General features: G+C 65.8%; 21 protein-coding genes. 7 read left to right on the top strand and 14 right to left on the bottom strand.

Annotated features, from left to right (window positions below):
- The first annotated feature begins 593 nt into the window (after window positions 1-593).
- Window positions 594-3,731, top strand: a complete 3,138-nt coding sequence (locus AC3WJI_RS04695) for a helicase-related protein (protein ID WP_492756089.1) — start codon at window positions 594-596, stop codon at window positions 3,729-3,731.
- A 208-nt stretch (window positions 3,732-3,939) separates the two neighbouring features.
- On the opposite strand, the gene AC3WJI_RS04690 is transcribed toward AC3WJI_RS04695, so the two are convergent.
- The gene (locus AC3WJI_RS04690) at window positions 3,940-4,335 is read right to left on the bottom strand and encodes a hypothetical protein (protein WP_492756088.1); all 396 of its coding nucleotides are present in this window, start codon (window positions 4,333-4,335) and stop codon (window positions 3,940-3,942) included.
- Between the two features lie 21 nt (window positions 4,336-4,356).
- Window positions 4,357-6,726 carry a UDP-galactopyranose mutase gene (gene glf, locus AC3WJI_RS04685; protein ID WP_492756087.1) on the bottom strand — a complete coding sequence of 790 codons (2,370 nt, stop codon included), beginning with the start codon at window positions 6,724-6,726 and terminating at the stop codon, window positions 4,357-4,359.
- A gap of 175 nt (window positions 6,727-6,901) precedes the next feature.
- Here glf and AC3WJI_RS04680 point away from each other — a divergent pair, with 175 nt between their 5' ends.
- Window positions 6,902-9,100, top strand: coding sequence for a family 1 glycosylhydrolase (locus tag AC3WJI_RS04680; RefSeq protein ID WP_492756086.1), 2,199 nt, complete (start codon window positions 6,902-6,904; stop codon window positions 9,098-9,100).
- Between the two features lie 92 nt (window positions 9,101-9,192).
- Window positions 9,193-10,341 carry a cellulase family glycosylhydrolase gene (locus AC3WJI_RS04675; RefSeq protein ID WP_492756085.1) on the top strand — a complete coding sequence of 383 codons (1,149 nt, stop codon included), beginning with the start codon at window positions 9,193-9,195 and terminating at the stop codon, window positions 10,339-10,341.
- Window positions 10,342-10,433: 92 nt separating this feature from the next.
- Here AC3WJI_RS04675 and AC3WJI_RS04670 read toward each other — a convergent pair whose 3' ends face one another.
- On the bottom strand, window positions 10,434-10,805 hold the full coding sequence (locus AC3WJI_RS04670) for a hypothetical protein (RefSeq protein WP_492756084.1): 372 nt from the start codon (window positions 10,803-10,805) through the stop codon (window positions 10,434-10,436).
- Window positions 10,806-11,654: 849 nt separating this feature from the next.
- Here AC3WJI_RS04670 and AC3WJI_RS04665 point away from each other — a divergent pair.
- On the top strand, window positions 11,655-12,188 hold the full coding sequence (locus AC3WJI_RS04665; RefSeq protein ID WP_492756083.1) for a helix-turn-helix transcriptional regulator: 534 nt from the start codon (window positions 11,655-11,657) through the stop codon (window positions 12,186-12,188).
- A 318-nt stretch (window positions 12,189-12,506) separates the two neighbouring features.
- On the opposite strand, the gene AC3WJI_RS04660 is transcribed toward AC3WJI_RS04665, so the two are convergent.
- From AC3WJI_RS04660 to AC3WJI_RS04650, 3 genes are read right to left on the bottom strand one after another with little or no spacing between them, the layout of a single operon-like run.
- The gene (locus AC3WJI_RS04660; RefSeq protein WP_492756082.1) at window positions 12,507-13,532 is read right to left on the bottom strand and encodes a hypothetical protein; all 1,026 of its coding nucleotides are present in this window, start codon (window positions 13,530-13,532) and stop codon (window positions 12,507-12,509) included.
- The gene (locus tag AC3WJI_RS04655) at window positions 13,529-13,765 is read right to left on the bottom strand and encodes a DUF1413 domain-containing protein (protein ID WP_492756081.1); all 237 of its coding nucleotides are present in this window, start codon (window positions 13,763-13,765) and stop codon (window positions 13,529-13,531) included. The genes AC3WJI_RS04660 and AC3WJI_RS04655 overlap by 4 nt, the downstream gene beginning before the upstream one ends.
- 2 nt (window positions 13,766-13,767) lie before the next feature.
- Window positions 13,768-14,454: a hypothetical protein gene (locus AC3WJI_RS04650; protein ID WP_492756080.1), complete on the bottom strand. Its 687-nt coding sequence runs from the start codon at window positions 14,452-14,454 to the stop codon at window positions 13,768-13,770.
- Between the two features lie 271 nt (window positions 14,455-14,725).
- Here AC3WJI_RS04650 and AC3WJI_RS04645 point away from each other — a divergent pair, with 271 nt between their 5' ends.
- A complete protein-coding gene (locus tag AC3WJI_RS04645) occupies window positions 14,726-17,323 on the top strand; it encodes a TonB-dependent receptor domain-containing protein (protein ID WP_492756079.1) in 2,598 nt (865 codons plus the stop codon).
- Complete coding sequence (locus AC3WJI_RS04640; protein ID WP_492756078.1) at window positions 17,317-19,443, top strand: Atxe2 family lasso peptide isopeptidase; 2,127 nt, start codon at window positions 17,317-17,319, stop codon at window positions 19,441-19,443. Before AC3WJI_RS04645 ends, AC3WJI_RS04640 begins: the two co-directional genes overlap by 7 nt.
- Window positions 19,444-19,463: 20 nt before the next feature.
- Here the strand turns inward: AC3WJI_RS04640 and AC3WJI_RS04635 are convergent, their stop codons facing one another.
- From AC3WJI_RS04635 to AC3WJI_RS04600, 8 genes are all read right to left on the bottom strand, one after another.
- Entirely contained in the window at window positions 19,464-19,589 is a 126-nt protein-coding gene (locus AC3WJI_RS04635; protein ID WP_492756077.1) for a hypothetical protein, read from the bottom strand.
- A 92-nt stretch (window positions 19,590-19,681) separates the two neighbouring features.
- Window positions 19,682-19,807, bottom strand: coding sequence for a hypothetical protein (locus AC3WJI_RS04630; protein ID WP_492756076.1), 126 nt, complete (start codon window positions 19,805-19,807; stop codon window positions 19,682-19,684).
- Window positions 19,808-19,871: 64 nt separating this feature from the next.
- The gene (locus AC3WJI_RS04625; protein WP_492756075.1) at window positions 19,872-19,997 is read right to left on the bottom strand and encodes a hypothetical protein; all 126 of its coding nucleotides are present in this window, start codon (window positions 19,995-19,997) and stop codon (window positions 19,872-19,874) included.
- Window positions 19,979-21,802, bottom strand: a complete 1,824-nt coding sequence (locus AC3WJI_RS04620; RefSeq protein WP_492756074.1) for an asparagine synthase-related protein — start codon at window positions 21,800-21,802, stop codon at window positions 19,979-19,981. The genes AC3WJI_RS04625 and AC3WJI_RS04620 overlap by 19 nt, the downstream gene beginning before the upstream one ends.
- On the bottom strand, window positions 21,799-22,449 hold the full coding sequence (locus tag AC3WJI_RS04615; protein ID WP_492756073.1) for a lasso peptide biosynthesis B2 protein: 651 nt from the start codon (window positions 22,447-22,449) through the stop codon (window positions 21,799-21,801). Before AC3WJI_RS04615 ends, AC3WJI_RS04620 begins: the two co-directional genes overlap by 4 nt.
- A gap of 55 nt (window positions 22,450-22,504) precedes the next feature.
- On the bottom strand, window positions 22,505-22,630 hold the full coding sequence (locus AC3WJI_RS04610; RefSeq protein WP_492756072.1) for a benenodin family lasso peptide: 126 nt from the start codon (window positions 22,628-22,630) through the stop codon (window positions 22,505-22,507).
- A 365-nt stretch (window positions 22,631-22,995) separates the two neighbouring features.
- A complete protein-coding gene (locus AC3WJI_RS04605) occupies window positions 22,996-24,033 on the bottom strand; it encodes a FecR family protein (RefSeq protein ID WP_492756071.1) in 1,038 nt (345 codons plus the stop codon).
- Window positions 24,030-24,569 carry an RNA polymerase sigma factor gene (locus AC3WJI_RS04600; RefSeq protein ID WP_492756070.1) on the bottom strand — a complete coding sequence of 180 codons (540 nt, stop codon included), beginning with the start codon at window positions 24,567-24,569 and terminating at the stop codon, window positions 24,030-24,032. The genes AC3WJI_RS04605 and AC3WJI_RS04600 overlap by 4 nt, the downstream gene beginning before the upstream one ends.
- 411 nt (window positions 24,570-24,980) lie before the next feature.
- Here AC3WJI_RS04600 and AC3WJI_RS04595 point away from each other — a divergent pair, with 411 nt between their 5' ends.
- Window positions 24,981-25,196 carry an RNA polymerase sigma factor gene (locus tag AC3WJI_RS04595; RefSeq protein WP_492756069.1) on the top strand — a complete coding sequence of 72 codons (216 nt, stop codon included), beginning with the start codon at window positions 24,981-24,983 and terminating at the stop codon, window positions 25,194-25,196.
- Window positions 25,197-25,231: the final 35 nt, after the last annotated feature.

Raw genomic sequence — 25,231 nt, 5'->3', positions numbered from 1 at the left:
TGAACCAAGGTGGAATGCCCTGAAGCCCAGCCAGCATCTCAAGGAGCCGCTCTGCACAAAATCTATTACGTATGGAACGTGAAAGACATGTAAGAGCAGCTTAGCTTTTACCGATTCACCTGACCCTTGAGGAGCCAGAAACCGGAGCCGCCGCCCACATGTCCCTTCATCAAATCACTATGTCAAAGAGCCAGGAACCCTCCGCTAAGAGCATTCCCTCACACTAAAAGGCGCGCGGCGAATTGCAGAGCAATCCGCCTTGAACCGAAGAGTGTGATTTCCGCGTCGGTCGTGAACCACCGCGAAGGCCGGAGAAGCGAGCGCTTCGTGCCGGGAGCGCTCATCTATGAGGGGCGGCTCGAACCGTCAACCCACTGAATCGAAAAAAGTGAGAAAAATCGACGGGACCGCGGAACAAACGCATCGGGAACTCTGTCAGCCGCCTGCGCACGATGTGCCGACACCGTCTGAATGGCCCGGCGGAACGCCCTGCCGGGGTGCTCGTTTGGCGTGCTCCCCAACAAAGGCGCTTTATGTCGGCTTCCGGCGATTCCATCTCAAGAGCCCTTGCCCCCGCCAAGGCGCCTCCGGCGATGGCCGTCGGGGAAGTCGCGGCATTGCTTGCCGATCACCTCGAGACGGGCGACGTGCTGTTCGCCGCCGCCGACGAAGCGCGCGCCATCGCCACATGGCGCGCGTTGGCGGGGATGGCGCCGGCAGCGGAAGTCGTCTTCTGCCCCGGCAGCGACGCACTGCCCGGCGACGCCGCCCCCGCATCTCCCGCCAATGTCGGAGAGCGCGTGGCCGCGCTGCGGCACATCCGCCTCGCCCAGGCGCGGCGCGACCGCCCGAACATCGCCTGCGTCACCACGGGGGAAGCATTGGCCCGCGCCTATCCCGAGCCTGCGACCTTCGAAGCCTCGCCGCCCCGCGTCGCGCCCGGCGCGCGAATCGCGCTCGCCGCCCTGTACGACCAACTGGTCGAGATGGGCTATGTCCCCGACGAGCGCGTCGACGAGCCCGGCGAAGTGGCGCTGCGCGGACAGGTGCTCGACGTCTACCCGGCAGACGCCGAGCGGCCGATTCGCATCGAGACGGACGGCGACACGCTGACCTCGGTGCGAAGCTATGATCCGGCGAGCCAGCGCACCACCGGCGAACTCGAGGTACAGGAGCTCGGCCGCGTCGCCGAGCCCGGCTTCACCGGTACCGGCGTGACGCTGGCCGATCACTTGCCCGGCGCCGCGCTCGCCATCGAACCGGCGGCGGAGGAGCGGCGCAAGCGTTTCCTGGCGCTCGCCGCCGACGCCGAGCGCCGCCGTCCGACTCGGGCGGTGCGCATGATTGCGAGCGACAGGATGTGGTCCGCGGCGGTGAAAGGCCGCGCGACGCTGCAGCTTGCGAGCGTGGGCGAGGCGCCGCCGCGCTTCATCGAAGGGAAGGCGCCGCTTCGCACCTTCGCCAGGCGCGCCCGTGCGGCCATGGACGACGGCGCACGGGTCGTGCTGCTCGGCAGCCCGCGTGACGTACGGTTCCTGCGCAGCCGAATCGCACACGCAGTGAAGCACGACGTCGAGCAAATCGCGTGCTGGGCCGATCTTCGCCGCGCGGCATCGGGCAGCCTGCTCGCGCTCGAAGCGCCGGTGGATCGGGGCTTCGCTTATCCGGGCGTCCTTGCGGTCGCGGCGGCGGATCTGCTCGGCAGCCGCGCCGCGCGCGCCGACGCGCAGACCGATACGGCCGATGTCGGCCTGTTCGGCTTCGGCGAGGTTCGAGTCGGCGACGTCGTCGTGCACGAGGATCACGGGATAGGCGTCGTCGCCGGGTTGGAGCGCATGCCTGCGGAAGACGAGGTCGCGCCCGGCGACGCGATCGCGATCAGTTATGCCAATGGCGGCGTGCGCCTCATCCCCGTCACGGAAGCCGACCGGCTCTGGCGCTACGGCAGCGATGCCGATGCGGTGACGCTCGATTCGCTCGACGGGTCGACCTGGCAGAAACGACGCGGCGCGATCGACGCCGCGATCGCCGAAACCGCCCGCGGCATGATCGCGCTGGCCGAGGAGCGCGCGGGCAGACAGGCGCCCGTGCTCGCGCCGGACACGGCCGCCTATGAGCGCTTTGTTGCCGGCTTCCCGTTCGACGAGACCCGCGACCAGGCGCGCGCGATCGAGGCCGTGCGCGCCGACTTGGCATCGGGGCTGCCGATGGACCGGCTGGTGATCGGCGATGTCGGTTTCGGCAAGACCGAAGTGGCGCTCCGTGCGGCGGCGCTTGCCGCGCTCGCGGGCCATCAGGTCGCCGTCGCCGCGCCGACCACAGTGCTTGCCCGCCAGCATCTCGAGAATTTCACCGAACGGTTCGAAGGCACCGGAGTCACCGTTGCCGGCCTTTCGAGGCTGTCGAGCGCGGCGGAGAAGAAACGCGTCAAGGCAGGCCTGGCGGATGGTTCGATCCAGATCGTCGTCGGCACCGGCGCGGTCGCCGGAAAAGGCGTGGAATATGCCAGGCCGGGCCTGGTCGTCATCGACGAGGAGCAGCGCTTCGGGACAGCGGACAAGGCCCGGCTGCGCGCGATCGGCGCCGGCCATGTCCTGACGCTGAGCGCGACGCCGATCCCGCGGACGTTGCAGGGCGCGCTGGTCGGGATCCAGCAATTGTCGGTGATCGCCACTCCGCCGGCGCGGCGGCAGCCGATCCGGACTTCGGTGGGGCCCTTCGACAAGGAGATCGTGCGTAGCGCGCTGCTGCGCGAACGCAGCCGCGGCGGCCAGAGCTTCGTCGTCGTGCCGCGGATCGAGGACATGGCCGCGCTGGCCGACACGCTGGGGCGGCTGGTGCCCGAACTCGAGCTACTTCAAGCGCACGGCAAGATGCCCGCAGCCGAGATCGACGCCGCAATGGTGCGGTTCGGCCGCGGGGAAGGCGACGTCCTGCTCGCGACCAATATCATCGAGGCCGGGCTCGACGTGCCGCGCGCCAATACGATGGTGATCTGGCGGGCGGACCGATTCGGGCTCAGCCAGCTCCACCAGCTGCGCGGGCGGGTGGGGCGCGGAAGCCGGCGCGGCCAGGTGCTCCTGCTGACCGAGCCGGACAAGGATATCGCGCCGCGCACGCTCAAGCGGCTCCGCACGCTGGAAGCGTTCGACCGGTTGGGCGCGGGTTTCGCGATCAGCGCGCAGGACCTGGACATGCGCGGTGCCGGCGACCTGCTCGGCGAGGCACAGGCCGGGCACATGAAGCTGATCGGCGTCGACTTGTACCAGCATCTGCTCGAAGCGGCGCTGCTCACCGCGCGTGGCGAGACCGTGGAGCGCTGGACGCCCGAATTGCATCTCGGGATCGAAGGCCACCTGCCCGAGAGCTGGATCCCGGAGGTGGAATTGCGGGTCGCCTCCTATGTCAGGCTGGCGCGTGCCGACAGTATCGGCGCTCTCGACGCGCTCCACGCGGAGTTTGAGGACAGGTTCGGGGCCGTCCCGGAAGAGGCGTCGACCTTGTTCGCGATCGCCATGGTCAGGACCGGCGCGCGCGATGCGAAGGTCGCCCGCGTCGATGCCGGCCCCGCCGCCATCGCGCTCACGCCGCGCGCGGATTTCACTGGCGACGCAGAGCAATGCGGTCTCGTTCAAAAGGGCGGAAGATTGCTGCTGGCGGAGCGGATCGAGGATCCCGTCGAGCGTCTGCGACGCGTCGAAGCGTTGATGGCCGAGCTTACCGAAGGCTGACCGTTATACTCGCGCCGAAGCTGCCAGCGGCAACCAGTCGCAAGCGCATTCCCGAAGGGCGTGGCCTCAACGCACGGCAATTCGCGGTCGCCGCTCGATCGCAGGACACATGAGACGGGTTTCTACAGGGCGCCGCATCGACAAGCCCCGGGGCCAATCCGGCATTCTTGCAACACGGCTGACAGGCTGCGGCCACCAACGCGCGAACTTAGCCTTCATTGTCTGAGCGATCCCACATCGGAAGCGACGGCGGTGCCAGTTTGGTCGCCCAGTCCACAACCTGATACGCTCCGAATGGCTTGCGCAGCACCGAGATGTCCGAGCCCGCTTCTCTGTCGTCGTGCCGACAATCAATCAATAGCAGGTGGGCGATGCCCCGCGTGCGCAACATCTCGGTCAGGTCCCAGCACGAGGCGTCGGCGAGTTTGCCGATGATCACCGCCTTTGGCGTGCCCGTCTCAAGAAGGGCATGAATCTCGTCACGCGTTTGCAGCGGGCCTATCACCGTGGCGCCTGCCGAGGTCAGCGCCGCCGCTACATAGCCGCTTTCGAAGCTATCGGCGTCCGCGATCAGAATCGCACGATTCAGCTCTACGTCCGGCATATATACCTGCTGTAGATAGCATCATGCCGCCTGGAACTTGGCGCGCATGGCGTCCTGGGAAGCCGGTAGCATCTCTTCCGCCCAGCGTGCCGCCAGCCGGCGATAGGTCGCGAGGGCCTGTCCGACGACCTGATCCATATTGTAGTAGCGATAAGTCGCCAGGCGGCCGACGAAGCTTACGTCGGGTTGCGCAAGTGCAAGCGCTTCATAGCGCTTGAACAGGGCCTGGTTCTCAGGACGCGGGATCGGATAATAGGGGTCGCCCTCTGCACTCGGATATTCATAGGTGATACTGGTGCGGTCGCACTGCTGGCCTGTCAGGTGCTTATATTCGGTGATCCGGGTATGCGGCACGTCCTCGGACGGATAGTTCACCACTGCAACGGCCTGATACTGCGTAGTGTCGACGGTTTCGTGGCGGAACCGCAGGGACCGATACGGCAGTTTGCCGTAGCGATAGCCGAAATATTCGTCGATCGGCCCGGTGAAGACCAGATGCTGGTGCGGATACGCCTCCCGCGCCTCGCGATAATCGACGCCGAGCAGCAGGTCGATATTGGGATGATCGAGCATGCGTTCGAACATTTTGGTGAAGCCCTGGGCGGGCATCGCCTGGAACTTGTCGGTGAAGTAGCGATCGTCGGTGTTGGTGCGCGTCGGAACGCGCGAGGTGACCGATTTGTCCAGCTCCGATGGGTCCATTCCCCATTGCTTGCGCGTATAGCCCTGGAAGAACGTCTCGTAGAGCTCGCGGCCGATCGCCGAGATCACGACGTCTTCCGACGTGCGGACGACCTCGACCGGCTCGGCGCGTGACGCAAGGAACGCCGCCGCGTCGTCCTCGGTCTGCAGGTCGAGACCGTAAAGCAGATTGAGCGTAGTGCGATTGATCGGCATCGGCACCAGCTTGTCGCCGACCGCGGCGAGCACGCGATGCTCATATTGTCGCCAGTCGGTGAAACGCGAGAGATAGTCGAACACGTCCGCGGAATTGGTGTGGAAGATGTGCGGACCATATTGGTGGATCAGCACGCCGGCATCGTCGTAGCGGTCATAGGCATTGCCCGCGACGTGCGGCCGCCGGTCGACGACCAGCACGCGCTTGCCGGCATCGGTTGCAAGCCGCTCTGCCATCACTGCGCCCGCGAAGCCTGCCCCTACCACCATCACGTCATATGCCTGCGGCCGATCGGCGGGCCAGACCACGGGGGAGACGACCGGCTGGACATGGCCATTGCGCGCCACCGCCTCCGCGATCCGTTCACTCATGTCCGCATAGCTGCGATCCCAGCTGATCGTGCCGAGCAAGGCGTCCACGGGCGCGAGCCAGTCTTGCTGCCGCGAAAGCGCCATCGCGGCCTCGCATCCCGCGATGAAATTGGCCGGCGTGCCGGCGATCTTCACGGCCTCGACATCCCCGTAATGACGGATCACATCGGTGATCGGCGTCGATACGACCGGACAGCCCGCCGCGAGATATTCGGGCGTCTTGGTCGGGCTGATGAAGCGCGTCGCCTCGTTGATCGCAAACGGCATCAGCGCGACATCCCACCCGCGCAAATAATCGGGCAGTTCGGAATATTGCTTGCCGCCGAGATAGTGGAGATTGGGCCGGCGCGGCAGGTCTCCCTCGCCGATCTTGACCACCGGCCCGACGATTACCAGCGACCAATCGGGACGCGCATCGGCGATCTCGGCGAGCAGCGCGAGATCCATGCGTTCGTCGACCACGCCATAGAAGCCGAGCCGCGGACCGGCGATCGCTGCCTGATCCTGCGGCGTGGGCCCCGGCGTCCGCGCGGCTGCAAAGTGGGCGGCATCGACGCTCGAGGGGAACGGATGCACCTCCGGATGCCGATCGCGCTTGGCTTCGTACAGGCTGTACCCGCCGGTGAAGACGAGGTCGGCCTGCTCGATCAGCCGCTGTTCGAGCGGCAGCAGCGCAGGAGGCGCGCCCTTGAAGTTGGCGAGTTCGTCCATGCAGTCGTAGACGACGCAATCCGCAGCGACATGCTCCGAAAAGGGCAGCATCATGGGCGTATAGTACCAGCGCAGCACGGGCTTTGCCGGGCGCGCGCCGATGGCCTCGTCGAGCAGACCTCGCAGCATGGCCAATTCCTGCGTCGGATCGAGCCCGGCCGGAAGTTGCGGCGTCAAGACGATCACGCCGGTCTCTTCGCACATCGTCGCGTCGAGGTGCGGCGCAGCGGCGCCGTGCACCGGCTCTTCCCAGAACAGAACCCGCCACTCGCGCGCGAAGCGGGTCATCAGATGTTGGGGACGCTGAAAAACGAAATTCCAGCGAAGATGGCTGAAGCAAAGAAGCGTACCCTTGGCGCTCTCGGCGACGTCGTTGAAAAAGATCGAAGTGTCGCTGCGCTGCGTGGCCATTCTTGGACCTTTGCCCATGGAGGATAACCGAGAAACACGACCGCGACGGCAAAGTTCCAGAAGTATAATTATTTCAATATCTTAACTTGGGTTATTTGACGTCGGTTCTCGATATGCCGCTGGAAACATGTTAGCGACGGATAGTTTTGCATCGCGGTCCACGAGAGGAAGCAGCATGGTGCGCCACGACCTCGAACTCTGGGCCGGTCCCGAATGCACGATCAACCGCGTGGGTCCGCGGTTCATCGATCAGTTCGAGCGATGTGGTCACAACGACCGGATCGAGGATATCGATCTGTTCGCGGAGCTGGGCATCAGGGCGATCCGCTACCCCATTCTGTGGGAACGCATCGCGCCGGAGCGTCCGGACAGATGCGATTGGAGCTGGATCGATCCGCGGCTGCAGCGCCTGCGCGCACATGAAATCGACATAATCGCCGGCCTCGTGCACCATGGCAGCGGCCCGGCCTATACCGACCTGCTCGACGATGGGAATTTCGCACGCGGCCTCGCAGGGCATGCGCGCCGGGTTGCCGAACGCTATCCCTGGATCGAGCGCTACACCCCCGTCAACGAACCGCTGACCACCGCCCGCTTCTCCGCACTCTATGGCCATTGGTATCCGCACGAACGGGACGAGCACGCCTTCTGGCGCGCGCTCCTCAACCAGATCGACGCCGTGCGGCTGTCGATGGCGGCGATCCGCAAGGTCAATCCCCGCGCGCAACTCATCCAGACCGACGATCTCGGGCGCACTTACGCAACGGCCGAAGTGCGTGGCCAGGCCGCGTTCGACAATATGCGGCGCTGGGCAAGCTGGGACCTGCTATGTGGCCATCTGACGCGACAGCACCCCCTATGGGAGCATATCGCGTCGTTCGGACTCGCCGGCCGGCTCGACACTATCGCCGACGATCCCTGCCCTCCCGATGTGATCGGGGTGAACCACTATCTGACCAGCGATCGCCTGCTCGACCATCGGCTGCATCGCTACCCAAGGCACGCTTATGGCGGCAACGGTCGCCAGCTCTACGCGGATGTCGAGGCGATCCGCGTGCTGGAGCCGCCGCCTGCCGGCCTGAGGGGCGCGCTGGAGGAAGCGTGGACTCGCTATCGCATTCCGCTTGCCGTCACCGAAGTGCATAATGGCTGCACGCGCGAGGAACAGATGCGCTGGCTCGCCGAGGCCTGGGACACTGCCGGGCATCTGCGCGGGGACGGTGTCGATGTGCGCGCGATCACTGTCTGGTCGCTGCTCGGTAGTTGCGGCTGGAACACGTTGCTGACCAGGCCCGGCACCTACGAGCCCGGCGTGTTCGACGTGAGTTCCGGCATGCCGCGCGCCACCGCACTGGCAGAACTTGCGCGCGGGCTTCCGCGGGATGCCGCGCGGCATCCCGCGGCCGAATCGGAGGGGTGGTGGCAGCGGCCATCCCGCCTGCTCTATCCCACCGCGTACCGCCCCGCGCTCTTGCAGGACCATCGTCGTGTCGAACAGGCTCCCGGCCGATCCTCACCCATCCTGATTATCGGCGCCACCGGCACGTTGGGCCGCGCCTTCGCCCGTGCGTGCCTCCACCGCAACCTCGCCCATATTCTTGTTGGACGCGCCGAGCTGGACTTGCGCGACGACCTAAGCATCGGGCGCGCCCTCGACGAGCATGCTCCATGGGCGATCGTCAATGCAGCGGGCTGGGTCCGCGTCGATGATGCCGAGGCCGAACAGCTGGCCTGTCATCAGGCAAATGCCGAGGGAGCAATCCGGCTGGCAGAGGCGGCCGCGGCGCGCGATATCGCGACGCTCGGCTTCTCGAGCGACCTGGTATTCGACGGCCTTGCAGGACGCTCCTATATCGAGACGGACAGACCAGCGCCGATCGCGGTCTATGGCCAGAGTAAGGCGGTCATGGAGCAAGGGATCGCCCCTTTGCCGGGACGGCACCTCGTCATTCGGACTGCCGCATTCTTCTCGCCATTCGACTCGCATAATTTTGCCGTCGCCGCCGCGTCGGCACTCGAACGGGGTGAACCCTTTCGCGCCGCCGATGATCTCGTGATCAGCCCGACCTACGTGCCGCATCTGGTCGACCGCGCGCTCGACCTGCTGATCGACGGCGAATCGGGGATATGGCATCTGACCAACGGAACGCCGGTTTCCTGGGCGGAGTTCGCCCGCCGGGTCGCGAACCAGCTGGGGCTCCCGGCGGACTTGATCGAGTCGGTTCCGGCTGCGCAATTGGCCTTCCGAGCCCCCCGGCCGAGGGCAGTGCCCCTTGCTACCATCCGAGGCGCCGCGCTGCCGCCGCTCGAAGTCGCACTCGCCGAATTCGGCGCGCATTACGCGCCTCCGGTTCGCGACACGCTCGCCGCATAAACCCGCATACGGATACATCCGGAATTCAGTGTTAGCCCTTTATCCTGCGATTCCAGTGCAAAGAGCAGTTTGGTAGCGGGACGCGAAAAGTCATGACGGAACGGTGGTCGGCCGGGAAGGCCAATCGGTGGTGGGACGGGCAGCCCTGGTCGATGGGCTGCAACTTCACGCCGTCGAGCGCGATCAATCAGCTCGAGATGTGGCAGTCGGCGACGTTCGACCTGCCGCTCATCGAAGAGGAACTGGCGCTCGCGGCATCGGTCGGAATGAACGCGGTGCGTGTCTATCTGCACGACCTGCTGTGGATCGACGACGCCGAGGGCTTTCTAGGGCGCGTCGAAACCTTCCTCGCCGCCGCCGATCGCCACGGCATCCGCACGATGCTCGTGCTTTTCGACTCGTGCTGGCATCCTGAGCCGGCGCTCGGGCCGCAGCCGCAGCCGAAGCCGGGAGTCCATAATTCGGGATGGGTTCAGTCGCCTGGTATCCCCGCCCTCCGCGATCCGCTGCAGCGCGACCGTCTCGAGGCGTATGTCCGGGGGGTCGTAGGCCATTTCCGCGATGACCCGCGCGTGCTTGCCTGGGATATCTGGAATGAGCCTGACAATGGTCCGGAGGTATCGCTCTGCGATGCCGACGAGCTGGCCGGCAAGGCGGCGCTGGTCCTGCCCTTGCTTCGCGACGCTTTCGACTGGGCACGCGCGATGGAGCCGGTACAGCCGCTGACCAGCGGGATTTGGCTGGGCGACTGGTCGTCGCCCGAGCAATTGACGACGCTCCAGCGGACGCAGACCGAATTGTCCGACGTCATTTCGTTTCACAATTATGGCGATGCGGCAGATTTCGAGCGGCGGGTCGGCTGGCTGCGCGTCTTCGACCGCCCGCTTCTCTGCACCGAATTCATGGCGCGGCCTGCCGGAAGCACGTTCGAGGCCGTCCTGCCGATCGCTCGATCCAGCGGTGTCGGTGCCTTTTGCTGGGGTCTGGTGCGGGGCAAGACGCAGACGCATTTGCCGTGGGAATCGTGGGAGAACCCCAATTTGGCGGGTCTCAAGGACAAATGGTTTCACGACATCTTCGACGTAGGCGGTGTCGCCCACGATCCGCAGGAGGTCGAGTTTCTGCGACTGCTGCGCGCGATCGATGTGCGCGCGCCACATTGGCCGCTGGTGGAGATCCCCGCCGCCGTCGGGCCTCGGGCAGTCTCCGGCCGAAACCGCGACGACGCGCAAGCGGCCTAGCCGGCCGCTCCGCGGTGCGGGCGTGGCGCGCGTCACCTCGGATTGTTAAAGCGATCGCCGGCTCGCCGGCCCGATATCGACTGTCTCGCCAACTAGATATTGTAGCGAATTGCTGCTGGGCGCTCTGCTTTCGCAGTCGCGACGACCGCGATGCATCCTGAGCCGCTTTGAATACCAATCATCCGGCACTTTCTCGTCCGGCAGCGGCGGTCATCCTCGGCATGCGGCAGTATTTCGCGGGCGAAATAGGCGCCGACATCCCCTGGCAGCGGCACATTTTCGGTACCCCGCAGGCTGCTGTCGGCCTGGGGCTTGCCGTTGTTCTTGCGCGTTGACGCGTCGAGCTCGCTACCGGGCGCCTTTAGGAGCGCGGCGTCGATGGGTGCCAGTTCGTCAGCTCCCTGAAGCTGCTGAGCGACGCCCCTATGCAGGTCGGTGAATGCTCGACGGAGCATCGCCTTCAACGTCTCGCGGCTCGGGCTTTCCTCGGGGATCGGCAGGCATTCTCATGCGATGAAAGCGCCGTGCGGTAGAAGAGCGCAGTGAGGCGGACGATCTCGGGCTCGGCTAGGTCGCGGAGGCGGCTGTGTGCCATAGCGTCGCGCGCCTGTTGAACTCGAGCTTCGTACTCGGACGCGATCAGCGGAAGCATGGCCTGGGCCTTCTTCCGATCCGCTTCACCGTCGATTTTGTGAACTCGCCCCGCAGAATCGCGGCCACATCACGGCCAGCGCTTGCGCACCTGCCACAAGGTAGACCCTTGCGGCGACTCAATCGGAACATCTTCTCCAGCCGCTGCGTAGCACTGACCGCCTGGAAGAGATTGAAAATACGTGATTTCATCCACTTAGAAGTAGATGGTGCTAGAAGAGAACTCAATAACAAAAGACATCAATTTGAGAATATTTCTCTAACTAAAATTGATCTCGATTTTATCACCACAAATACACCTGAAGCTACCGTGGATCGTGTGGTTCGAGTCCTTCCTGCCTAGCCCTCTACTTATCTTGATCGACGGAATACCTATACTGACTCCAGGAGCTATTGTCCATACGGGTGCGCCCGGACGCGGCGGAGCACACTGTCTCGACACAATCGAGGCGAGTTGCATGCGACGTTGGCGTGCCATTCCGCGCGGGTACAAGCGCGACGTTAGGAATGCGCGACTTGCAAGTCGATCAAACTTTTCGACCCCGGAGTTCGGCAATCGGATGCGTCTTTTGCGTCGCCCCTAGGGCGCATGCCGCTTCCAACGACTGTTCCGAAAGCCGTTCACGATTATGCCAGACCCTTCTCCAGATCACTTCCTCCGAATGAAGGAGGTGCGTCAACGCACCGGCCTTTCGACATCGACGATCTACCGCAAGATTCAGGAAGGCACCTTCCCGCCAGGTCATAGTCTCGGCGCAAAGGCCAGGCGATGGTTGAGTAGCGAGGTTCAGGCGTGGATCGACGCGCAACTCGCTGCAGAGCCGGAAGTCGAGCCCTGGAAGCCGCCATTGCCGCCAGCGCGGCGCATAGTAGAGAAGAAACCGCCGCCGTTGGTGCCGAACGAAAAGGGCGCCGAGGCGGCGGCCAAGGTTGCCGGGGTCGTCGGCCTTGCCATCCCGGAAGGCGAGGTGCCGTGCGATCGTGACATTGCACTTCGTTTCCCCGACTGGCCGGAGATGATGCGGCAGCGAACAGCTGCTGCCTATCTCGATCTGTCCGAGTCAGCGTTCATCCGCGAAGTGTACCGCGGCATTCTGCCGAACCCGGTACTACTCGGCGGGCGACAAAGCTGGAGCCGACAAGAGGTCGACGCAGCTCTCGCGCGCCTTCTCAAGCGAGACGCGCGGGTCCGGTAATGCGGTAGATAAACGCCAAGCGGGACTGAGAAATACTTTGCCGCCGACCTCCAAAGCGCTTTCGAGGCCACTAAATCGCTCTATCTGCGGATCTTCGGGGAGGATTATTGCGCAGGTTGGCTCTCCGCGACAGCGTCGAGCTGCCACAAGCAGGGCGAGTCCAAGTGCCACAAATGCTCGAGCCCCGCGCCATCTTGCCACAAATGCCAATCGCAGCCGGGACCGGACACGGTCAAATGCACGCGCTGCAAGAGCGGCAAGAACTAGCGAACGCCTGAGATCGCCCTCGGCAACCGGCCGCTGCTGCCGTTTCCATGCTCAATACTGGGCGAGCGGAGGTTCGCGGTCCTCTTCGGAGGGGCCGAATATTCCCTGCGCCCTGTCGACCGACGCGCGATGGTCTTCGACAAGTCCGCGCCATTCGTTCCGAAAATCGACGACACCGCTGGGCGGTAGGCCTGAGGCGCCCACACGGGCAACCACAACGTCGTTCACCTTAATTCCGGAGACGTTTGGGTTGAACAACATGCGTAGCGCCTCCTCCCGACCGTCCGCCGCGCCCATCCCGGGAAGCGCAAAGGGGACCCGGTTGGAGAACAGGTTGTCAGCGGCGACCGCGAGCCTAGCGGCGAAATCGTCCGCGGGCGAGATCACGTCGACACTAGCAGGATTACCCCGCGCCGAGTCCGCGTCGCGCACAGTCGGCCCCAGCCCGGCGGGGTCGTCATGGGCGTGATAGAAGAGGAAGGAACCAATGCCGGAACTGACCAGCCGGTCGAGCTGGGTCGACTCGCCGGCTGCACGGCGAACATCGGTCCGCCGCGCGACCGCACGCTTAGCCTGTAGCAATGTCACCAAATGCCGAATTTCGGAGCGATGCTCGACTTCCAAGATCAATCCAAAATCCGCACCCGTCCTCGCTTCGTTGCCCAGCGTGGCGTGGTCGCCGATCACCACGGCAGCGTTCGCGCCGAATCTGGTGGGGAATGACTCAATCGATTTGGCGATCAGCGTCATGAAAATGCCGTTGAGTTCAGGCTCGTGCGTCGCCGTTCGCCCTTGGTCCGCCATGTCGAGCGACGCGTCGGTTAGGCTCCAGAATAGTGCCCAAGTGGCCTTGCGCCGGAACGAATTTCGCCGCGCGAGGACCGCGCAGGCTTCTGCGACACGGTCTTGGCCGAGATGGTGCATGAGTTCGGCTCGCGCTCCGGGAAACAGCGCCTCGCTGCCCCAGAGCAGTTTGAATAGGTCAGTGAACAACCCGGGTTGCTGCAACGCAACCTGGATGCCCCGCTGGCTCAGAGCAGAAGTCTCGAGCGTGCGCAGCGGAGCGTCGGACCTCATGCCATCTTCCGGTAGCGCTGGTGGTTCTCTGGATCGCGCCCGAGGCACGCGATTCCTTGGTCGCTCCGCATGTTTCTGAGGAAGACGGTCCCTGCCGAGCGCCGGACTCCGACCGAGGTCGCGGCCCAAATCGTCGGGTCGACGAGGTCGATCAGCTTGAATTCCGTTCCGGCCGGCAGCGCGGCGAGCGCCTGCTCTGCGATGGCTGCCAGTTCGCGTCCATTAGAAGCCATCATCAACTCCGTAGCTCGACGCTGGCAGCGCCGCAGGTCCAGCCCGCCTGATCACCACCCCGAAAATAGTGCAGCGCGTGGACATCGAAGACAGTGCGATGGCGCAGGCCGAAGCGGTCGGCCACCGCCGCGGCGAGATCCTTCAGTCGTTCGCCTCGGCGCCGGGCGATCTTCTCGTTCGGTCCCGACACATAAACGCCCAGCACGCCATAGCGGAGGTGATTGCCGTGCTTGCGCCCAAAGGTGGTGGTCAGGCGCGCAAGCTTTTCCAGGTCGCCAGTCCAGCCCCTTACGTCCTCAGCGCGCTTGATCTCGACCAGGCCGTAGATGTTCAGCGCCTTGCTCCAGATTGCAATATCCGCGCGCTGCTGGTCGCTCATCCCCTCATAGCGTCTGCCGCGACGGGTCGTGCCGGCCCAGCTGACGTTGGAAAGCGGTTCCTCCAACGTCACCCAACCCAGGCTAAGCGAGTTGAGTGCCGCATGAAGCTCTTCGGCGGCGCGCACCTGGATCAGATTCTCGCAGCCGCGGTCGCTTGGCCAGTCGCCGCCCCATCGCTCGCAGTCGCAGGCAGCGCGCACAATGCCGCGGCGCACCGCCGAAGAGGCTTCGCCGGCGCTGAGGATGCGCCTGATTGAGGATGCCCTCGCAGGTGGTGTCGCCGGTAAGATCGGATCGGGCTGCAACATCTGACAGACGTTCATCAATAGGAAACCAAGATCAAGCGCGATCCTGGCCTGCAAATATCGAACGCTCAGCGCTCCGCCATCGACTGCGGGTTGGGAACCTCGACACCGGGCAGAAGAAGCTTCGCTGCGGTCGCCCACTCACTGCGACCTCGCCGACGATTTCCATGAGCCCGGCGCTGAAGCGCGAAGATTTTTTCGCATGCCACCCCGTAGTCGCGTGATCGCTGCGTCAACCGCTCAACGCCGAAGCAATCGGCGATGGGAGGGAAGAATGACGATCTCGAAAAAGGCGCTGTGCGTCGCGCTGCTTGCCGCCACCGCGACGCCTGCCGGAATGGTGATCCTGCCGGCCAGTGCCCAAGAGGCAGCCGTCACGTTCGAGCTGCCTGCACAGGATCTTGCGACGACGTTGCGTGCGCTTGCGCGTCAGGGCGGCCGCGAAATCCTGTTCGCGGACGAAGATCTGCGCGCCCGGCGGTCTCCTGCGATCCGGGGCAGCTTCTCGGTCGAGCAGGCGGTGCGGCTCGCCATCGGCGACAGTGGCCTCGTCGTCGAAGAGCAGGCTGGAGCGCTCGTCGTACGGGTGCATCCCCAAGCAGCCGAGAACGGCGCGGCGGACGCCGCGATCACGGTGACGGGCACCCGCATTCGTGGTTCCAGCGGCCCGTCGCCGGTCATCGTGATGACGCGGCGCAACCTAGAAGAGCAAGGACTCCCCGACCTTGCGAGCGTTTCGCGGGTCATCCCGCAGAATTTTACCGGAGGGCAAAACCCCGGGGTCGTGGGGGGCGGTGAGCAGAGCGGATACAATAACGTCAATAACTCGACGACGCTCAACCTTCGCGGGTTGGGCTCGGACGCGACACTAACGCTCATCAATGGTCATCGCCTCCCTTACGACGCCGTCAACCAGGGCGTCGACATCTCGATCATCCCGCTGGCGGCGCTCGATCGGATCGAGGTGATCACGGACGGCGCATCGGCGCTCTACGGCTCGGACGCCGTGGGCGGCGTCGCCAACCTCATCCTGCGCCGCGACTATGATGGCCTTCAAACCAGCGCCCGCGTCGGCGCCTCGACCGAGGGCGGCAATTTCCAGCAGCAATATTCCGGCGTCGGCGGCAAGCGCTGGGCGGGCGGCGGTTTGATGGTCGCGATGGACTATAGCAAGGCGACGCCGATCTACGCCGACGACCGGCCCTATACGCGCCAGTTCAACGCCGCGCAGATGCTGACCACGGGCAGCCGGCAGGTCAGCGGCGTCGTCACGGTTCACCAGGACCTTGCCAGCTGGGTATCGTTCGAGCTGGACGCCCAGCTTGCCGACCGCCGTGCGCGCAAGACCAATGCCTTCTCGCTGACGGCGCCGGTCACATTCTATGGCCAGGATAGCCTGCCGGTCGTGCGCTCCTATGCCGTGGCGCCGTCGCTCCATCTACGGCCCGGTGCCGGTTGGGAAGCGACGCTCGAGATGACCGACGGGGAAAGCTCCACGGTCAGCAACGCGCGCCGCTACACCAATGGAAATCTCGTCGTCGGCCGGTCTGGCTATGACAACCACCTGATTAACTTCGAGGCGAGCGCCGAAGGCCCGCTCGTACGTCTGCCTGGCGGCGACGTGCGCCTCGCGCTCGGCGGGGGCTATCGCCGCTTCCAGCTCGATTTCGATGTCCGCACGACCAACCGGGGCGTCACGACCGTAACGCGCGATGCCGTCGAGCGTCGCCAAAGCCTGTTCGGCTATGGCGAGCTGTCAGTTCCTCTAGTGGGGGCCGCCAACCGGATGCCCCTTATCGATGCGCTGCGCCTCAGCGCCGCGGTCCGCTACGAGAGCTACAAGGGCATCGACGCGGTCGCCACGCCGAAGCTCGGGATCGTCTACGCACCGCATCCCGATATCACGCTCAAGTACAGCTGGGGGCGCTCGTTCAAGATCCCGACGTTGCAGCAGGTCAACCAGGTGCGCGAGATCGTGCTCTTCCCGGCATATCTGTTCTCACCGCAGCCGATCCCGCCGCTCCCTGCCGGAGCGACCGTGATGCTTATCGGCGGCGGCAACCCCGACCTTCGCGCCGAGCGGGCGACCAGCTCGACCCTGTCGGTCGAGTTCAAGCCTCGCTTTCTCGACGGGCTCCGGATCGAAGCGAGCTGGTACGACATCGACTATCGCGACCGCATCGCGTCGCCGATCAGCGACCTGCTGTCCGCCCTGACCAATCCCGCGGCAGCAAACTTCGTCCAATTCTCGCCAAGTGCCAGCCAATTGCAGGCGCTCATCGCGGAGGCGCCGCTGGGGCTCTCCAACCAGAGCGGCCAACCCTATGAACCTGCCCAGGTCGCGGCGGTGGTCGATTCGAGCCTGCACAATACGGCGCGCGAGCGCATCCGCGGCGTCGACCTTGCCATCGAGTACGGCGTTCGGACCGGCACGGACAGCCGGATCACCGTCACGGGGGCGGCGACCTATCTCGACGCCAAGCGCCAATCGGCCACCAACCTGCCTTACGAAAGCCGATCGGGCCTGATCTTCACGCCACCCAAATTCCGTGCGCGTGGCTCCGCCAGCTGGGAGACCTCGGCGGTGCAGGTGTCGGCCTCGCTCAACTATCTCGACGGAACGCTCGACAACCGACTTCCCGCGACCACGCGGATCGGCGCCTTCACCACGTTCGACCTGAGTGGCTCCTACCGAACCGGTGAAGGGCATGGCCTGCTCGGCAACCTCGAGCTGCGGCTCAATCTCCAGAACCTGCTGAACGAGACGCCCGACCTGATCCGCATGTCGGACCCGACCTATGTTCCCTTCGACTCGACAAACCAGTCGGCGATCGGTCGCTTCGTCAGCTTCTCGGTGACGAAGCAATGGTGAGGGCAAATATCGCAGCGGTGCTCACCGGGACGATACTGCTCGCAACACCGGGAACAGTCGCGGCTGCGCCCGCCTGCGCAGACGTAGTGCCGGCTACGGCACCGGCTCCCCAGACCAGACGCACGCTGGTCCCGGAGGATCTCGTCCGGCTGCGCGACATCGGGCCGGTCGATCCGATGCAGCAATATGCGGGGTTGTTCTCGGTGTCGCCCGACGGGTCGCATGCTGCCTTCCAGGTCCGACGGGGCGACCCTGTCGCCAATGCCTATTGCCTAGCGATGGTGGTGGTGGACCTTCGGCCGAACGGAAAGGCAATGGTGGTCGATCGCGGCGGCGACTTCATCCGCTACCGCTTCGACTTTCGCGGCAAGGCGAGCTTCCCGAGTGGTGTCGCCGATGCGATCACGCCGCGCTGGTCTCCCGACGGGCGACGGATCTTCTATCGACGGCGGGACAAGGGCGCCGTGCAACTCTGGCGGGCCAATGCGGATGGCACCGGCAGCGAAGCGATCACCGAAAGCGTCGACGACATCGACGATTTCCGTGTCACCGCCGATGGGAGCGGCATCGTCTATGCGACCAGGCCAGGCCTGCGGGAGGCGCTAGACGCCATCGACAGGGAGGGCCGCTCGGGATTCCATTACGACGATCGGTTCTCTCCCACCTCCAGCAATCGCCCGTTCGCGCCGGCACCGGTACAGCGCAAAGCGTGGATTATCGACTTGCACGGTGGGCATATCCGCGCCGCGACGCAGACGGAATCCGCGCTGCTCGACAAGGTGCCGGTGCAGGAAGGCAATTGGACCGAGGCCGCCGGCCCCGCCGCGGCCATGGCCCGGGTGAAGGCGCCGCCCAACAGCTTCTATCCGTCGCGCGGCCGGCTCGTGGTCGAGACCGGCAATCACATCGTCCCGTGCGATGCGCCCGAATGCGGCGATGCGAGCTTCCCCTGGTGGGTTGGCGACAAGGTTCGCTTCCTCCGTCACGAAGGCTGGGAAAATACCGATACCGCCATATACGAATGGAAGCCGGGCAGTGCTCGCCCCCGCCGGCTCTATCTAACCCAGGACGTGCTGCTGGGCTGTGTCCCGGCCGGGAACGCGCTCACCTGTCTGCGAGAGGGCGCGTTGCAGCCACGCCGTCTCGAGCAACTCTACCCGGCCACCGGCCGGCGCGAGATACTGTTCGACCCGAACCCCGAGTTCGCGAGCCTGACATTGGGCAGCGTCGAGCGCCTGCGCTCGCGCAATAGCTTCGGCCTGCAGTCCTTTGCCGATCTCGTCCTGCCGGTCGGATACGTTCCGGGACAGCGCTATCCGTTGGTCGTCGTGCAGTATATCTCGCGCGGGTTCCTGCGCGGCGGCACGGGCGACGACTATCCGATCCAGGCATTCGCCAACCGCGGCTTCGCGGTGCTGAGCGTCGACAAACCGGAAGCGGTCGGGACAAGGGCAGCGCCCGACTATGTCGAGGGCGACAGGATCAACCTGAAGGACTTCGCCGATCGCCGCAGCGTGCTCGAGGCGGTCGAGGATCCCGTTCGCGCGGCGATTTCGCGTGGTATCGCCGACCCCGCTCGTATCGGCATTACGGGCTTGAGCGACGGCTCATCCACGGTCCAGTTCGCACTGCTGCACAGCAAGCTTTTTTCTGCCTTCGCCTCGAGCAGCTGTTGCTGGGATACCAGCATGCCGATCCGCGTCGGGCCGGGCGCGGCGAAGCTCTTCTATTATATGGGCTATCCCAGGATGACCGATGACAGCGAGACTGCCCGGGCCTTCTGGCGCGAGATCGCCATCTCTCCCAATGCCCGGAGCATTCGGGCTCCGATCCTGGTGCAGGTTGCGGACGATGAATATTGGGGCGCTCTCCAGAGCTTCACGGCGCTTCGCGAACTCAACCGGCCGATCGACATGTTCGTCTTCCCGGACGAGCATCACGTCAAATGGCAGCCGGCGCACCGGCTGGCCACCTACACACGCGCGATCGACTGGTTCGACTATTGGCTGAACGGGGTGAAGGCGCCCGGTCGCGACGAGGAGATCGCGCGTTGGGAAGCGATGCGGCAGGCACGGGCGGTGCTACCGAATCCCGCCACCGCAGACCCCGGTGCGCCCTAAGCCCGCACCGGGGGAGCACCTCAATCTTCGTGCAGCCCAGGATACAGGCCGAGGCCGAGCTCGGACTCGGCAAAACCGATCGTCGATCCGCAGGTCGCAGTGCTGGCGGCTCCGAGCAGAACTATATTCCAATCTTGGCCGTGCATGGCTCTTCTCCTTGCATGTTCAGCCCGTTGCATCCGGACGCGGGAAACCTGCCCGAGGACGAGCGGGTGCCTAGGCACCCGCCCGCTTCACCTCAGTCGTCGTGGAGGCCGGGGTGCCACATCAGGCCCGTCTCGCCGTCGGAGAATCCCATCGTCGATCCACGAGTGTCGGTGCTGGCGATCCCGAGTTCGATCGCCTTCATGTCTTCGGTACGCATTGCTCTTCTCCATTTCGAAAGTTGGCTGGTGCCCGGCGGACGGCCGGGAATTGCGCCCCCGGCCTCAGTCGTCCTGCAGGCCGATGGGCAGAAACAGGCCCAGCTCGATGTCGGCGAAGCCGAACAGGCAACCGCGCGTCTCCGTGCTTGCCGTTCCGAGCTCGATGACCTTCACGTCCTCGATACGCATTGCTCTTCTCCTGTCTTGTCGGTGGTACCAGTCGTGCTCGAGCCGATGGCGGGATCACCGCAGGACGGATGCGATGACCTGGCGTTCAGCCAGGCCTCGACATTCACCAGCTCGAGCAGGCGCACATTCTCCTCTCCCGTCGTCGGTCGTTCCGGACGGAGAGTCTCCTCGATCGCGCCCGGATCGAGAATTCGGTGGGCGACGAGCCGGCCGTCCAGCAGGCGCGCGCGCAGTTCCTGGCGCTTGCGCTGGACGATCTCGCCACAGAACGGGTCGGGCGTGCCCTTCACCCGGCGATCGACGATCGTGTCCGGAAGGCGCCCGGCAAAGGCGGTCCGGGCCATGGCGCGATCGCGGCCGCCCTCGCGCCACTGCCAGCTCGGGATCGCCAGGCACGCCTCCAGGATGGGTTGCGACAGCAGCGGATTGATCAGCGGCGCGACGCGGCTGCGGTCCGCCTCGAGCGTGAGCTGGGCGCGGACCAGCGAGGCGATATGCGCCGCCTTGCCGGGAAGCGCCCAGCGCGGAGCTTCCAGCCAGGGATGGGGGAAGGCCATGTCCCGCAGCGAAGCGACAAGTTCCGGATGCAGGAAGAGCGGATTCGGCTTCCAGCGATAGCCAGGGGGATGGCGGGCAATGCGCACCGCCGCACGCGTCACCCGCAGCGGCCCCGCCCCGGTCTGGCGACAGATGTCGCGCAGCGTCGTGAAGGCACCGGCGCCCGGCCCTTCGTGCAGCGCCCGGTCGGCGAGCGCCGCAGCGGACTGCGAATAGCCGAAGACATTGTCGCCGCCATTGCCGGTGAAGAAGGCATCCGCGCCGATCTGCTCGGCAACCGCCCGGTGCGCGGTCTCGTACGGCTGGGCTTCCACGCGCCCGGCGGGTCGGGGAAGGTGCGCTCCCAGCGCATGGCCGAGGTCGACGGCATCGAGGGCATAGCGCCGTTCGGTGAGCGGAAGGCCGACCGCATCGCAGACGATCTGCGCGAAACCGCGCTCGTCGCCCGCCGGATCGTCAGTGAACAGGGTCAGGCAGGTAGCCTGGCTCCGGGCCTGCGCGAGGCAGGCCGCGACGATCGAGGAGTCGAGGCCACCCGAGAGGCTGACCAGCGGCCGCCGGCAGCGCGACGCCCATGCTGCGACGCAATGCTCGATGGTGTGCCGCAGCCGCTCGGCAACACCGTCGGCGGCCCCGCTGTCGCCAGGATCGACAAAGTCCCAGGGCGACCAGCCCGATATCGTTCGTTCGGAGCAGTCACGCAGCGCCACCGCCTCGCCGGCGCGCAGCTCGGTGATGCCCGCAAGCGCGGTCTCGGTCGTCGGAAGGCCCGCGGAATAGAGGATCCGGCCCAATTCATCCCATGCCACCTGTCCGATCCCAGCGCTCGCCGTCTCCAGCGATGCGATGTCCGACGCGAACAATCGCATGCCATCGATTTCGGCGCGGAAGCAGGGCAGCGCCGCCGACGGGTCGCGCAGGATCTCGATACCCTCGCCTCGGGAGCCCACGCTGACATAGCTGCCCCAATAGGATCGAAGCAGCGCCTTGTTGCCATCGCGTGCCAGCGTGGTGCGCTCTGCGTCGCTGAAGGCAGTGATCGCGCGCGGCGGCCCGTGCCGATAGAAGAGCGTACCGATCACCATCATTCCGGCATCGATGTCGAGGCAGCTGCACGCCGCATTCGTAAGCACCGCGATGGAAGGCGTGCACCGAACGAGCCGCAATCCCGCGCCGTCGGCGATGCGCTGTGCCTGCTCTGCGAGGTCGGGGCGCTGCTCGACCATGAGAAGATAGCGCGGCCTCACCAGACCACCAGGATCGGGGTGTAGAGCCGCACCTGCTCGAGATCGCCGACGACGACCGCGTCTCCCGACTGGATCCAGCTATGCGCCGCGAACGGATGGAGGCGCACGCCGAAGATCAACGCCGCCTCCTGCCCATGACGGCGGCACAGATGGCCTGCGGCGATGGCGCGCGGGAGACATTGGTCGGCAGCGCGCAAGAGCGTCCCGCTTGCCTCGAACGCGCCGGCGACCCTTCGCAGCACGGTCTCGTCGTGGGCGCCCCCCGGGCGGGCGGCACGCGACGCGATGTCGTCTGCCACGATGCTTGCAAGCGAGCGCCGCTTTAGCCGGCGTCGCGCAGCCAACTGGCCGGCGACAGCCACCAGCACATCCCGGATCGATCGCCCGCGCATGCCGACCGCAAGGTCGCGCATCGCGGCCGGATGGCGGGCAGCCAGGGGCAGGCTTCCGGAGCCGGGCTCGGCGACGCCGGTCGCGATCAGCGCGTCGCGCGCAACCGCATCGATCGCCTCTCCCGCGACCCAGCGCTGGAAGATCGCGTCCAGGGCTTCGGGCAGGCAGAAGTACCGATCGCGCGTCAGGTCGAGGAAGACCGCCTGGCGCGCGCAGAGGCACCACGAAAGGCCAGCACGCAGGATGAGCGACATGATGGGATCCGCCAACGAAATGGCGCGCGCCGGTTAGGGCGCGCCCCAGGTCCGGTCAGTCGTCGCTAAGGCCGACTTTGGGCTGGAGCCCGATTTCGACATCGGCGAAGCCGAGCGTGCTGCCCTTGGTGTCGGCGCTCACGACGCCGAGTTCGATGGTGTCTTCGTGCTTGCGGTTCATGGCATTTCTCCAGTTGAGAAACGTCATGGCCATGACCATTCCAATGTACGGGCTTTCGACAATATGAGTAGTTTATAATCGAGTTATAATCCGATTGTTTTCCGACAGGCTTGTCCATTTGGAGAAGCCGGGCGGGAAAAGCATGTCTCGGAACATGCGCCACCACCTTTAGCCGTTGGGCTTGGACATAGTGGTGGCCACCCGGCCGCGTTGGTCTATGTGGCAGATTTGTTGCCGGCTGATATATTGCATGGCCGAGCTCGGAAAAGCCAATTCCTCCGGAATCGACTTAATCTTCATTGCAATTTGCCGAGACGTCATACCGAGCTCTGCCGGTCTTTCAGCCGGCCGAACTCCGCCTATCTCTATGGAGCTGGTGCGTCGTCTCTCGCACGAGCCAGCACGATCTCCCGGGGGCGGCTGGTGTCCACCTCGCGGCCGAACAGCGCGCCGAGCCGCTTTGCCAGCAACTCGGTGTCGTCGACGCGGAATCGCCCGGACACGCGCCGAGCAGCGAGCGAGGCATCGGCCAGCCGGATCGGACGCGCCGAGTCGTGGTTCGCGAGCCCGACGAGCTCTGCCACGGGCGTTCCCTCGAATTCGCGCGCGGCCGTCGGCGACGGCGGCGTCGCTCCGATGGGGCTGGCGGGCGTCGCGCGCACGTCGGGCTGTACGACGAACGAGACACCTTCGCCGGCAACCAGCTTGCGGATCGGCGGCTGCGGGGACGCCGGCGCGCGAGGCAGCACGACATCGATCGCGCCCTGCAGGAGGCGAACATCGACCTTGCCCGCGCGAGTCAACGCGACCTCGAAGATCGTGCCGCGGGCGGTGACGCTGCCCCCGCCGGCGAAGACAACGAAGGGGCGCTGCTCGTGCGCAACCTCGAAGCGCGCCTCGCCTCGCACCAGGCGCAGGCTGCGCTGCGCGCTCCCGATATCGACATCGACGACAGTCCCATCGCCCAGGCGCAGGGTCGAGCCGTCGGCGAGCCGCACCACGCGATCTTCGCCAGCGACCGTGGACAGCTTTCGGTGATCGCTTGCGCGAGCCACCGCTGGAACTTCGCTCGGCGCCGATCCGGGTCGATGCAGGGCCGCCCATCCGCCGATACCGATCGCACCGGCAGCCACCGTCGCCAACGCCATCGCCAGCACGCCGCGCCGGCGGGGCGGCACCGCTGCCGGGACGGGCGCGTCCGGCTCCGCCAGCAGCTTGCCCATCGCGAAGATCTCGGCGGTGCGGTTGTACGCGACCCGACGCTCGGGTCCCTGCGCCAGCCATGCATCGAACTCGGCGCGGCTGTCCTCGGCATCGGGGCTGCGCATGCGGGCGAACCAGTGCGCGGCCTCGCGCGCGAGCGCATCGCCGCCATCCTCCGCCTTGCCGTCGGCCATGGTCATTGCCCCAGGTCCTTGCCGATCCGCACGAGCGCCTCGCCGACATGCCATTCCACAGTTCGGATGCTGATGCCGAGCTGAGTCGCGATGTCCTTGTAGCCCAGGCCGTCCGTCCGGTGCAGCAGGAACACCTGCCGCGTGCGCGGCGGCAGCGCGTCGACCGCGGTCCGATAGCGTTCGCGCATCTGTGCGAGCTCTATGGCGTCCTCCTGGGTTGCGCGGGTCGCAGGCTCGTTCGCCTCGTCGATCGGCACGTGCGACGTGCGGTTGGAGACGCGGCGCGACCGGTCGATGAGCAGGTTGCGCACGATCCGGTTGAGGAACGCCTCGGGTTGGCGCAGCCCGTCGCGGGCGCCCGATCCGAGCAGGCGCGCGAACGCATCCTGCACCAGGTCGTTCGCTTCCTCGCTCGAGCGCAGGCGCGCGTCGAGCCATCGCCGCAGGCGCGGTGCCTGCTCGCGGTAGAGCACATCGAAGCGTGCTTGCCCGTTGCCGCCGCCACCGGGCGACTGGTCGGGATCGTCGTCGGGCCGCCGCATCGCGTTACCGCAAGCGATTGCCGCCGCGCGGGGCGCGGGCATGGAAAGTCGATCGCACGAGAGCCTGTCTCGTGCCGGGCGGTGCCTCGGAGATTACCGCCGACCGTGATGGCCGGAAGCGCTTGATGCCTGGCGGTCAGTCCGCAGCGGGCTGCCGGCTCGAAACCGCGCTGCACGGACGATTCTGCGTCACTTCGCAGGCATTCGCAACAGCTGGCGGACGGCGCTGGATCGCGGCTCCTTCCGCGGGTGGGGCCGGCTTCCGCTTGTCGGGCGCGCCGCGGCGCCCCGCAACCCGGCGATGCCGGGTGCTCCGCTTTCGCTTCGCCCTGCGGTGCGGGCCACCGCCCGTGGCGCGCCCGGTTTGCGTCGCTGTCGGCCCCTCCTGGCCGGCGGAAAGGATCGCTTCCCATGTCCGATATCGATCCCAGGCTGGTTGCGCGCATAGGCGCCGCGGTCGCCGCGCTGCCCGAACCCGAGCAGACGGTGTTCCTGCTCCATGCCGTCGACGAACACGACTTCGCCGCCGTCGCCGCCCGGCTCGGCATCGGCGTGGACGAGGTCGAACGGCTGCTCGCGAGCGCGCTCGTGCGGCTCGGCCACGATCTCGGCGCCGGTGGACGCTGATGGACGACCGCTCGGAAATGGCGCTTGATCGCTCT

The organism is Sphingomonas sp. FW306-1B-B10E, from assembly GCF_058782005.1.
The sequence above is the reverse complement of the archived record's forward strand: the minus strand, read 5'-3'. Positions and strand labels throughout refer to the sequence as shown.